The organism is Kluyvera sp. (assembly GCF_047971185.1).
Taxonomy (GTDB): Bacteria; Pseudomonadota; Gammaproteobacteria; order Enterobacterales; family Enterobacteriaceae; genus Kluyvera.
Genome location: NZ_JBKDZH010000049.1, coordinates 93,759 through 105,105, shown reverse-complemented (window position 1 = coordinate 105,105; position 11,347 = coordinate 93,759). Strand labels below are relative to the sequence as shown.

General features: G+C 57.4%; 13 protein-coding genes. 6 read left to right on the top strand and 7 right to left on the bottom strand.

Going from position 1 to position 11,347, the window contains the following annotated elements; all coding sequences use genetic code 11:
- From ACK5JN_RS14220 to aspS, 5 genes are all read right to left on the bottom strand, one after another.
- Positions 1 to 120: OB-fold domain-containing protein (locus ACK5JN_RS14220; protein WP_416870783.1), on the bottom strand; the 120-nt coding region annotated here is incomplete at its 3' end.
- 79 nt (positions 121 to 199) lie between these two features.
- Positions 200 to 721, bottom strand: a complete 522-nt coding sequence (gene ruvC / locus ACK5JN_RS14215; RefSeq protein ID WP_416870776.1) for a crossover junction endodeoxyribonuclease RuvC — start codon at positions 719 to 721, stop codon at positions 200 to 202.
- A gap of 154 nt (positions 722 to 875) precedes the next feature.
- Positions 876 to 1,616, bottom strand: a complete 741-nt coding sequence (locus tag ACK5JN_RS14210) for a YebC/PmpR family DNA-binding transcriptional regulator (RefSeq protein WP_123754915.1) — start codon at positions 1,614 to 1,616, stop codon at positions 876 to 878.
- A gap of 52 nt (positions 1,617 to 1,668) precedes the next feature.
- Complete coding sequence (nudB, locus tag ACK5JN_RS14205; protein WP_416870775.1) at positions 1,669 to 2,112, bottom strand: dihydroneopterin triphosphate diphosphatase; 444 nt, start codon at positions 2,110 to 2,112, stop codon at positions 1,669 to 1,671.
- A 1-nt stretch (position 2,113) separates the two neighbouring features.
- A complete protein-coding gene (gene aspS / locus ACK5JN_RS14200) occupies positions 2,114 to 3,901 on the bottom strand; it encodes an aspartate--tRNA ligase (RefSeq protein WP_416870774.1) in 1,788 nt (595 codons plus the stop codon).
- Between the two features lie 267 nt (positions 3,902 to 4,168).
- Between aspS and ACK5JN_RS14195 the strand changes: the two genes are divergently transcribed.
- Genes ACK5JN_RS14195 through cmoB form a run of 5 tightly spaced genes read left to right on the top strand, consistent with a single transcriptional unit; the run spans position 4,169 to position 7,745 of the window.
- Positions 4,169 to 4,735: a hydrolase gene (locus tag ACK5JN_RS14195; RefSeq protein ID WP_416870773.1), complete on the top strand. Its 567-nt coding sequence runs from the start codon at positions 4,169 to 4,171 to the stop codon at positions 4,733 to 4,735.
- Positions 4,732 to 5,550 (top strand): DUF72 domain-containing protein, encoded by an 819-nt coding sequence (locus tag ACK5JN_RS14190; RefSeq protein WP_416870772.1) that lies wholly within the window; start codon positions 4,732 to 4,734, stop codon positions 5,548 to 5,550. Before ACK5JN_RS14195 ends, ACK5JN_RS14190 begins: the two co-directional genes overlap by 4 nt.
- A gap of 51 nt (positions 5,551 to 5,601) precedes the next feature.
- Positions 5,602 to 5,997, top strand: coding sequence for an MAPEG family protein (locus ACK5JN_RS14185; RefSeq protein WP_416870771.1), 396 nt, complete (start codon positions 5,602 to 5,604; stop codon positions 5,995 to 5,997).
- Between the two features lie 39 nt (positions 5,998 to 6,036).
- Complete coding sequence (gene cmoA, locus ACK5JN_RS14180; protein ID WP_416870770.1) at positions 6,037 to 6,780, top strand: carboxy-S-adenosyl-L-methionine synthase CmoA; 744 nt, start codon at positions 6,037 to 6,039, stop codon at positions 6,778 to 6,780.
- Entirely contained in the window at positions 6,777 to 7,745 is a 969-nt protein-coding gene (cmoB, locus tag ACK5JN_RS14175; protein WP_416870769.1) for a tRNA 5-methoxyuridine(34)/uridine 5-oxyacetic acid(34) synthase CmoB, read from the top strand. The genes cmoA and cmoB overlap by 4 nt, the downstream gene beginning before the upstream one ends.
- A gap of 236 nt (positions 7,746 to 7,981) precedes the next feature.
- Here the strand turns inward: cmoB and cutC are convergent, their stop codons facing one another.
- Positions 7,982 to 8,722, bottom strand: coding sequence for a copper homeostasis protein CutC (cutC, locus tag ACK5JN_RS14170; protein WP_416870768.1), 741 nt, complete (start codon positions 8,720 to 8,722; stop codon positions 7,982 to 7,984).
- Between the two features lie 74 nt (positions 8,723 to 8,796).
- Positions 8,797 to 9,363: a VOC family protein gene (locus ACK5JN_RS14165; protein ID WP_416870767.1), complete on the bottom strand. Its 567-nt coding sequence runs from the start codon at positions 9,361 to 9,363 to the stop codon at positions 8,797 to 8,799.
- Positions 9,364 to 9,574: 211 nt separating this feature from the next.
- Here ACK5JN_RS14165 and argS point away from each other — a divergent pair, with 211 nt between their 5' ends.
- Complete coding sequence (gene argS, locus ACK5JN_RS14160; RefSeq protein WP_416870766.1) at positions 9,575 to 11,308, top strand: arginine--tRNA ligase; 1,734 nt, start codon at positions 9,575 to 9,577, stop codon at positions 11,306 to 11,308.
- Positions 11,309 to 11,347: the final 39 nt, after the last annotated feature.

Sequence of the window (11,347 nt, the reverse complement as noted above, 5' to 3'; positions counted from 1 at the left end):
TTCCGGCAGTTCATAAAAACAGGTCATCGGCATATGAACTTCATAGCCCACGCCTCCCGTTTCCAGTAAGACCAGCGGGGGTTGTTTTTCGAGAACGATGCCTCTGAGTCTGCCTATCACATAATGCTCCTGCGTTAAGGGCTATAGTATCTGCGGTATCATAAAAAAAGGCTGGATAAATATCCAGCCTGATTTGAGGTTATCGTAGGCGTCCACGCGCCAGATTGAGCCGCGCCTCGCTGATTTGAGCCGCGTTCTGGCTGACGTGGCAGTGGGTAATGGCAATCGCCAGGGCGTCCGCCGCATCCGCCTGGGGATTGGCGGGAAGCTTAAGCAGCGTGCGCACCATGTGCTGCACCTGACTCTTTTCCGCACTACCGATACCTACCACGGTTTGCTTCACCTGTCGCGCGGCATACTCAAAGACCGGCAGGTCCTGATTCGTCGCCGCGACAATCGCCACACCGCGTGCCTGTCCCAGCTTCAACGCTGAATCGGCATTTTTCGCCATAAACACCTGTTCAATGGCAAAATAATCCGGCTGGAACTGGGTGATGATTTCCGTCACGCCAGCATAAATCAGCTTCAGTCGCGACGGCAGGTCGTCAACTTTGGTGCGAATACAGCCGCTGCCAAGGTAACTTAACTGCCGCCCAACCTGGCGGATAACGCCATAGCCGGTGATGCGCGAGCCCGGGTCAATGCCGAGAATAATAGCCATCACGCCTCTCCGGTAATAACTAACTCCTGAGATCCTGAATATTTCAGTTCACAGCCAGACGACCACCCGGCGAATCCCCTGCAACATAGATTAACTACGTGACCGGGGACAACGAGGAGAGCCGACACCGCTGTGGGCTGAAAGATTACGGGAATCACAGCGTTGCGGCGACCTCATCAGAGATCTCGCCGTTGTGATACACTTCCTGCACGTCGTCGCAATCTTCCAGCATATCGATCAGACGCAGCAGTTTCGGCGCGGTTTCCGCATCCATATCGGCTTTCGTTGATGGGATCATGGAGACTTCAGCGGCATCCGCTTTCAGCCCAGCGGCTTCCAGCGCGTCACGTACGCTACCCATCTCTTCCCATGCGGTATAGACGTCGATCGCGCCGTCGTCATAGGTCACCACGTCTTCAGCACCGGCTTCCAGCGCCGCTTCCATGATCACGTCTTCATCGCCAGCTTCAAAAGAGATAACCCCTTTTTTGCTAAACAGATAGGCCACGGAACCATCGGTGCCAAGATTGCCGCCGGTTTTGGTGAACGCGTGACGCACTTCGGCAACGGTACGGTTGCGGTTATCACTCAGACATTCAACCATGACCGCGGTGCCGCCAGGGCCGTAACCTTCATAGATGATGGTTTCCATGTTCGCGTCGTCATCGCCACCGACACCACGCGCGATCGCACGGTTCAGGGTGTCACGCGTCATGTTGTTAGACAGCGCCTTATCAACAGCCGCGCGCAGACGTGGGTTAGAGGCGATGTCGCCGCCGCCCAGACGTGCAGCGGTAACCAGCTCACGAATGATTTTAGTAAAGATCTTACCGCGCTTCGCATCCTGTGCTGCTTTGCGGTGCTTGGTGTTGGCCCATTTACTGTGACCTGCCATAAATAATATCTCCAAAAAAGCCTTTTCCCGACCGCTAAAAGTCCGGGGAAAATTAGTTGGCGTTAATTACAAATTCTTCAATCGCCTGCCGGTTGCTCCACGACTTGGTTAATGCGGCGGCTTCCGTCGCATTAACCCAGCGGTAATCCAGGTGCTCAGTAAAGACAATCTGGCGTTCATGCGGGAGCGCAAGACTGTACCAATATTCAGTATTGCGCTCAACGCCCGGCGCGTAGCGATGACGTAAATGCGAAAATATTTCGAAATCCACCGTGCGCTGACAGTCAATTAAGGCCAGTTGCTCGTGGGCAACGTCAATTGCGACCTCTTCCTTTACTTCACGCACGGCGGCTTGCGCTGCGCTCTCCCCCGCTTCCAGACTGCCGGTAACCGACTGCCAGAAAGCAGGATCGTCGCGTCGCTGCAACATCAGCACCCGCTTCGTATCTTCGGCATAAATCACCACCAGAACAGAAACGGGAAGCTTGAATGACATCTTACTTATTCTCCAGAGACTCTTTTGTCTCTTTCGCCACAACCTGGATACCTAATTCACCCAGAGACGCAGGATTCGCGAAGCTCGGCGCTTCCGTCATCAGACAGGCCGCTGCCGTGGTTTTCGGGAAGGCGATAACGTCACGGATGTTGTCGGTACCGGTCAGCAGCATGGTCAGACGATCCAGACCGAAGGCCAGGCCAGCGTGCGGCGGGGTGCCGTACTTCAGGGCGTCGAGCAGGAAGCCAAACTTCTCACGCTGTTCTTGTTCATTAATGCCAAGAATGCCGAAGACGGTCTGCTGCATGTCACCGCTGTGAATACGCACGGAACCGCCACCCACTTCGTAGCCGTTGATAACCATATCGTAGGCGTTCGCAATCGCGGTTTCCGGTGCGGCTTTCAGTTCGTCCGCGGTCATGCCTTTCGGCGAGGTGAACGGGTGGTGCATTGCGGTCAGGCCGCCTTCACCGTCGTCTTCAAACATCGGGAAGTCGATAACCCACAGCGGTGCCCATTTGTCTTCGTCGGTGATGCTCAGGTCTTTACCCAGCTTCAGACGCAGTGCGCCCAGCGCATCGGCAACAACTTTTTTGTTGTCGGCGCCGAAGAAAATCATGTCGCCGTCCTGAGCGGCAGTACGCTCAAGGATTGCTTCAACGATCTCAGCGTTGAGGAATTTCGCCACCGGGCTGTTGATGCCTTCGAGGCCTTTCGCGCGCTCGTTGACTTTCATGTAGGCCAGGCCTTTGGCGCCGTAGATCTGCACGAACTTGCCGTATTCATCAATCTGCTTACGGGTCAGTGCAGCCCCACCCGGAACGCGCAGCGCGGCAACGCGGCCTTTGGCGTCGTTCGCCGGGCCGGAGAAGACCGCAAACTCAACCGCTTTCACCAGATCGGCAATATCGACCAGCTCCATCGGGTTACGCAGATCCGGTTTATCAGAGCCGTAGCGGCGCTCGGCTTCTGCAAAGGTCATGATCGGGAACGCGCCCAGATCGTCACCTTTGACGTCCAGCCACAGCTGGTGCACCAGCGCTTCCATCACTTCACGCACCTGCGGCGCGGTCATAAAGGAAGTCTCGACGTCGATCTGGGTAAATTCCGGCTGGCGGTCAGCACGCAGGTCTTCGTCACGGAAGCATTTTACGATCTGATAGTAGCGGTCAAAACCGGACATCATCAGCAGCTGTTTGAACAGCTGCGGAGACTGCGGCAGCGCGTAGAATTTGCCTTTGTGGACACGGGACGGCACCAGGTAATCACGCGCGCCTTCCGGCGTGGCTTTGGTCAGCATCGGGGTTTCGATGTCGAGGAAGCCGTGATCGTCCATAAAGCGACGCACGAAGCTGGTGATTTTGGCGCGAGTCTTCAGGCGATTAGCCATTTCCGGACGACGCAGGTCGAGATAGCGGTACTTCAGACGCGCTTCTTCGGTGTTTACGTGATTGGAATCCAGCGGCAGCGATTCTGAACGGTTGATGATAACCAGATCGGAAGCCAGAACTTCAATCGCGCCCGTCGCCATGTCGGCGTTGATGTTCTTTTCATCACGCGCGCGTACGGTGCCGGTAACCTGAATGCAGAACTCATTACGCAGTTCAGAGGCTAACTTCAACGCATCCGCACGGTCCGGATCGAAGAACACCTGTACGATGCCTTCACGGTCGCGCATATCGATAAAAATGAGGCTACCGAGATCACGACGGCGGTTGACCCAACCACACAGAGTCACCTGCTGCCCAACGTGGGACTGTCGAAGCTGTCCGCAATATTCTGTACGCATGAGATATCCCTTAACTTAGCCGTCGGCGGATTGTCGCCTGCCGTGCAGGCTTTACTGTCGCAGCTTTAGCTGAATGTCACTACTGGATGAAAAAAGGGGGCTATTATACTGGAAATTCTCGCTGACGATAAGCCCAGTGCGGTTTATACGCCTGTTTGCTGAACGCTTATTGCTTACGCTCACAAAAATTAACAATAATTATCCATTCAATCACCTGGCGACGATTGTAAGGTATGCCCCCGACAGCCCGTTTACAGAGGAACAACCATGCTGAATTTAGACGCAAACAAAACCGCCCTGGTGGTGATTGACCTGCAGGAAGGCATTCTGCCGTTCGCCGGCGGCCCGCACATGGCAAGCGATGTGGTGGCTCGCGCCGCGCGTCTGGCCGAAAAATGCCGCGCCGCGTCCGCGCCGGTGGTGATGGTTCGCGTGGGCTGGTCTGCCGATTTCGCCGAAGCGTTAAAGCAGCCGGTTGACGCACAGGCTCCGGCGCACGCGCTGCCGGGCAACTGGTGGACCTACCCGGCCGAGCTGGGCAAGCAGGACGGCGATATTGAAGTGACCAAACGCCAGTGGGGCGCATTCTACGGTACCGACCTTGAAATGCAGCTGCGTCGCCGCGGTATCGACACCCTTATTCTGTGCGGGATTTCCACCAACATCGGCGTTGAATCCACCGCGCGTAACGCCTGGGAACTCGGCTTCAACCTGATTATCGCCGAAGACGCCTGCAGCGCGGCCTCCGCTGAGCAGCATCAGGGCAGCATGACGCACATTTTCCCCCGCATTGCCCGCGTACGCAGCACCGAGGAGATCCTTGCGGCCTTATGATTTATCTTGGACTTCCCCAATGGTCGCACCCGAAATGGGTGCGCCTGGGTATCACCAGCCTTGAGCAGTATGCCCGCCACTTCAACTGCGTGGAGGGCAACACGACGCTGTATGCGCTGCCGAAGGCGGAAATCGTCTCCCGCTGGCAGGCGCAGACGGACGATAGCTTCCGTTTTTGCTTTAAGTTCCCGGCGACCATTTCGCACCAGGCCGCGCTGCGCCAGTGTGACGATCTCACGCTGGAATTTTTCCAGCGCCTGTCGCCGCTCGCCGGGCGTATCGGCCAGTACTGGCTGCAGCTTCCCGCGACCTTTGGGCCACGCGACCTGCCTGCGCTGTGGGCTTTCCTCGACGGTCTGCCAAAAGATTTTAATTACGGCGTGGAAGTCCGCCACCCCGGCTTTTTCAGTAAAGGCGAGGAAGAACGGTTGCTGAATCGCGGCCTGCACGAACGCGGCGTTAACCGCGTGATACTCGATAGTCGCCCGGTGCATGCCGCCATCCCGCACAATCAAGCCATCATCGACGCACAGCGCAAAAAACCGAAAGTACCGGTACACGCGGTGGTGACCGCCGGGCAGCCGATGGTGCGCTTTATCGGCAGCGATAATATGGCGCAAAATCTGGCGATGTTTACACCGTGGCGGGAAAAATTGCCGCAGTGGCAGCAGACCACCACGCCTTATTTATTCCTGCACACACCGGATATCGCACAGGCACCCGAGCTGGTCGATGCTCTGTGGAATACGCTGCGCGCCGCCCTTCCCGAGCTGGGTGACGCACCGGCAATTCCACAACAATCTTCTCTTTTCTGACGTTCCTACCTATGATAATGAGTGCCATCTGCCAACAGAAAGGGAGTTTGTATGGTTAGCGCGCTGTATGCCGTCCTGGCGGCATTGTTGCTGATAAAGTTTTCCTTCGATGTCGTTCGCCTGCGTATGTTGTACCGCGTTGCCTACGGCGACGGCGGGTTTAGCGAGCTTCAGAGCGCCATTCGTATTCATGGCAACGCAGTGGAATATATCCCCATCGGCGTCGTCCTGCTGCTGTTTATGGAAATGAACGGGGCTGAGACCTGGATGGTGCATTTTTGCGGCCTGCTGCTGCTGGCCGGGCGGCTGATGCACTATTACGGTTTTCATCATCGCCTCTTCCGCTGGCGGCGCTCGGGCATGGGCGCAACCTACATTTCGCTGTTGCTAATGGTGCTGGCGAACCTCTGGTATATGCCGTGGGAGTTGGTTTTCTCCTTCCGTTAGCGCACAATACGCCGTTTTTATTTTTCCGGATTTCACCTTATGTCTGACCGCGACACGCTATTTTCTGCCCCGATCGCCCATCTTGGCGACTGGACTTTCGACGAACGGGTAGCCGAAGTCTTCCCGGATATGATCCAACGCTCCGTACCGGGATACTCGAACATTATCTCCATGATTGGCATGCTGGCCGAGCGCTTCGTGCAGCCAGGCACGCAGGTGTACGATCTGGGCTGTTCGCTGGGTGCGGCCACGCTTTCGATTCGTCGCAACATCGCCCATCACGACTGCCGGATTATTGCCGTCGACAACTCACCGGCGATGATTGAACGCTGCCGCCGCCATATCGACGCCTACAAAGCGCCGACGCCGGTTGACGTCATTGAAGGTGACATCCGCGATATCGACATTCAGAACGCCTCCATGGTGGTGCTGAACTTTACCGTGCAGTTCCTCGAGCCGGCAGAGCGCCAGGCGCTGCTGAACAAAATTTATCAGGGGCTGAATCCGGGCGGCGCGCTGGTGCTGTCAGAGAAGTTCAGCTTCGAAGACGCCACCGTCGGCGAGCTGCTGTTTAACATGCACCACGACTTCAAGCGGGCCAACGGCTATAGCGAACTGGAAATTAGCCAGAAGCGCAGCATGCTGGAAAACGTGATGCTGACCGACTCCGTCGAAGTACATAAAGCACGCCTGCAACAGGCCGGGTTTGAGCACAGCGAACTGTGGTTCCAGTGCTTTAACTTTGGCTCCCTGGTGGCACTGAAAGCGGGAACCCCGGCATGATCGAGTTCGGCAATTTTTATCAGCTTATCGCCAAAAGTCCGCTGTCCCACTGGCTGGAAACGCTGCCCGCGCAGATCGGTGCCTGGCAGCGCGATCAGCACGGCCTGTTTAAACAATGGTCCAACGCCGTTGAGTTTCTGCCGGAGATTCAGCCGTGGAAGCTCGACCTGCTGCACAGCGTCACCGCCGAAAGTGAAACGCCGCTCAGCGAAGGCCAGATGAAGCGCATTGATACGCTGATGCGTAACCTGATGCCGTGGCGTAAAGGGCCGTTCTCGCTGTACGGCGTCAATATCGACACCGAATGGCGCTCCGACTGGAAATGGGAGCGCGTGTTGCCGCACCTGTCCGACCTCAGCGGCCGCACCATTCTCGACGTCGGCTGCGGCAGCGGCTATCACCTGTGGCGAATGATTGGCGCGGGCGCGCACCTGGCGGTCGGTATTGACCCAACCCAGCTGTTCCTGTGCCAGTTTGAAGCGGTACGTAAGCTGCTGGGCAACGATCAGCGCGCGCATCTGCTGCCGCTCGGTATTGAGCAGCTTCCGGCCTTGAAAGCATTTGATACCGTCTTCTCAATGGGCGTGCTGTACCATCGCCGCTCGCCGCTGGAGCACCTCTGGCAGCTGAAAGATCAGCTGGTCAGCGACGGTGAGCTGGTGCTGGAGACGCTGGTCGTGGAAGGCGACGAAAACACGGTACTGGTGCCGGGCGACCGCTATGCGCAGATGCGCAACGTCTACTTTATTCCGTCGGCGCTGGCGCTGAAAAACTGGCTGGAGAAGTGCGGCTTCGTTGACGTGCGCATCGCCGATATGAGCGTGACCAGCACCGAAGAACAGCGCCGCACCGAGTGGATGGTGACCGAGTCGCTGGCCGACTTCCTTGACCCGAACGACCCGAGCAAAACGGTGGAAGGCTATCCTGCCCCGCTGCGCGCGGTGCTGATTGCCCGCAAGCCATAACCCTATTTTTGCGTTCCCTGGCACATTTTCTCCTAACTATTTCAGCCTGCAACAAGGCGGCGACGCAGCGAGTCCTCAGGAGCGTACATCAGTATGTGACTGGGGCGAGCGAGGAAAGCCAACGCAGTGGCAGGTTGAAATATGACGGAGAAAAAAAGGCCCCTGTTTAATGGGCAGGGGCCTGGTACAAGCAAGCATCATATTGGGCGATATGACGCGCGGTAAAAAACGTTTAGCTACTCACTCTGCGTGATGATCGCTTTCATTGCGGCCACTGCCGCGCCGTCGACGGCATAACGCGAATACTCATCAGCTTCAGGATCCGTTGACATGGAGAGTCCGGGATTGCGGTAACGCATTTCGGAGGGCAACCATTGCCCGGCTGAACTGTGCACTTCTTTGACACCGGCGTCCAGGAAGAGCGAAAGGTTGCTCGCTCTTACGCCCGCACCCGCCATAACGGTTGGAGTATCGTTACGGGCAATTAGTTCCCGAATTAATAAAATACCTTTTTCCGCCGACGGCTGCTGGCCGGACGTCAGCACCCGGGCAACGCCCAGTTCCGCAAGCGTATCAAAGGCTTGCTGTGGGTTTGCGCACATATCAAATGCGCGGTGGAAGGTCACCGCCAGCGGCCCGGCGGCCACCATAATTTGCCTCATCCGCGGCACGTCGACCTGCCCTTCAGGATTCAGTACGCCAATCACAAAACCGGGATAGCCCAGCGAACGAATCTGGCGAACATCTTCCAGCATGGCGGCAAACTCGCCGTCGGTATAGCAAAAATCACCGCCGCGCGGGCGAATAATGGGATGCACGGGAATGGTCACCCGCTGGCGCGTGGCTCTGAGCACGCCGTAGGATGGCGTCAGCCCCCCTTCCAGCGGCGCGGCGCAAAGCTCAATGCGGTCGGCCCCGTTCTGCTGCGCGGTAACCGCGCATTCCGTGCTGTAACAGCAGATCTCCAGCAATGCCATTTTTCTCTCCGTATTTTTCCAGCGTCCGATCATGCCACCGTTCCGCGCGGCAGACCCCGCGTTAGCTCACATTGTTACACAGCCCGTTCACTGGCAACGATCTCTTCGATGGTCCATGGATGAAATTTCACCGTCACTTTACCGTCGGTCACCGCCATAGTGGGGTTAGGCAGCCGTTCACGTTCCCCTTTCGGCGAGCTGGTTTTCACCGAAATGCCCGGCTGGCTGAGCCCCTCATCGGATAACAGCGCCAGCGCCCGGGCGTTAAGCTGCGCCGGTTCCCCCGGCAGGACGATTTCAATATGCTCCCAGCCTTCGTGCGGATAACGTTTTTCGTCCGGCCACGGCAGTTCCACAACCGTAAACCGCCAGTGCGCAACGCACACCGGCTCATCCAGTTTGAACAAGCAGATTGGTCGGCCGTTGATGATGTTTTCCGACAGCAGCGTGCCACACTGCTCAAACCCGGCACGCCAGCGCTCGGCGGTGGCGTTCTGGTGGCAGCGCAGGGAGATATGGTCGGCGTCGAGCGGGGCAATATCCAGCCCCAGGCGCTGAGCAAGGGCGCTGAGCGCCTCGGTGAAGCGCGGGAGATCCGCCGTAATATCCTGTAGCTGCTCAATCGTCTGCCAGTTTGCCATTTCAGCCCTACTCTTAATCAATGAAAAGGCTAATCTACCCTGTTGTTGGCGCAGAACCAACCGGCGAGACGGACAAGCGATTAATCCCTGCGCAGGCGGCGTTGGGCCGATGCTGACGGCATCCGGCAAATGCAGTATACTCCCGCCTTAATTTATCCACACCCGGCGCTGTACCACCACGGTGACAGCGTCTAAAACGTAAGGTATTCCGGTGAATATTCAGGCTCTTCTCTCAGAAAAAGTCAGTCAGGCCATGATTGCGGCAGGCGCGCCTGCCGATTGCGAACCGCAGGTTCGTCAGTCAGCAAAAGTACAGTTCGGCGACTATCAGGCCAACGGCATGATGGCAGTTGCTAAAAAACTGGGCATGGCGCCGCGACAACTGGCAGAGCAGGTACTGTCTCATCTCCAGCTTGATGGCATCGCCAGCAAAGTGGAAATCGCCGGGCCGGGCTTTATCAATATTGTCCTCGATCCCGCCTTCCTCGCCGAGCACGTAAACCAGGCGCTGAAAAGCGACCGTCTGGGCATCGCGCAGCCGACGCCGCAGACCATCGTGGTGGACTACTCCGCACCGAACGTGGCGAAAGAGATGCACGTCGGCCACCTGCGCTCCACCATCATCGGCGACGCCGCGGTACGTACTCTTGAGCTAATGGGCCACAAGGTTATCCGCGCCAACCACGTTGGCGACTGGGGCACCCAGTTCGGGATGCTGATCGCCTACCTGGAAAAACAGCAGCAGGAAAACGCCGGTGAAATGGCGCTGGCGGACCTCGAAGGTTTCTACCGCGAAGCGAAAAAGCACTACGACGAAGACGAAGCCTTCGCCGAGCGCGCGCGCAGCTACGTGGTTAAGCTGCAGGGCGGCGACGAGTACTTCCGTAAAATGTGGCGTCAGTTAGTCGACATCACCATGTCGCAAAACCAGCTGACCTACGACCGTCTGAACGTTACCCTCACCCGCGATGACGTGATGGGCGAAAGCCTGTACAACCCGATGCTGCCGGGTATTGTGACCGATCTGAAAGCGAAAGGTCTGGCGGTGGAGAGCGAAGGCGCGACCGTAGTGTTCCTTGACGAGTTCAAGAACAAAGAAGGTGAGCCGATGGGCGTCATCATCCAGAAAAAGGATGGCGGCTACCTGTACACCACCACCGATATCGCCTGTGCGAAATATCGCTACGAAACCCTGCACGCCGACCGCGTGCTGTACTACATCGATTCCCGTCAGCACCAGCACCTGATGCAGGCGTGGACCATCGTGCGTAAAGCGGGCTACGTGCCGGATTCCGTGCCGCTGGAACACCACATGTTCGGCATGATGCTGGGTAAAGACGGCAAGCCGTTCAAAACCCGCGCCGGCGGTACCGTGAAGCTGGCCGACCTGCTGGATGAAGCGCTGGAACGCGCGCGTCGTCTGGTCGCCGAGAAGAACCCGGATATGCCGGCCGACGAGCTGGAAAAACTAGCTAACGTCGTCGGTATCGGCGCGGTGAAATACGCGGATCTCTCCAAAAACCGCACCACCGACTACGTGTTCGACTGGGACAATATGCTGGCCTTCGAAGGCAACACCGCGCCGTATATGCAGTATGCCTACACCCGCGTGCTGTCCGTGTTCCGTAAAGCGGAGCTGGATGAAAGCGCGATCGTTAACGCAGCCGTGACCATCAGCGAAGATCGTGAAGCTCAGCTGGCCGCGCGCCTGCTGCAGTTCGAAGAGACGCTGAACGTGGTTGCCCGCGACGGTACGCCGCACGTGATGTGCGCCTACCTGTACGATCTGGCCGGTCTGTTCTCCGGCTTCTACGAGCACTGCCCGATTCTCTCCGCCGAGAGCGAAGCGGTGCGTAATAGCCGCCTGAAGCTGGCGCTGCTGACGGCGAAAACGCTGAAGCTGGGTCTGGATACGCTGGGTATTGAAACCGTAGAACGCATGTAATCCGGTTATGCTATAAAACAAAGCCCGCGCCAAAGCGCG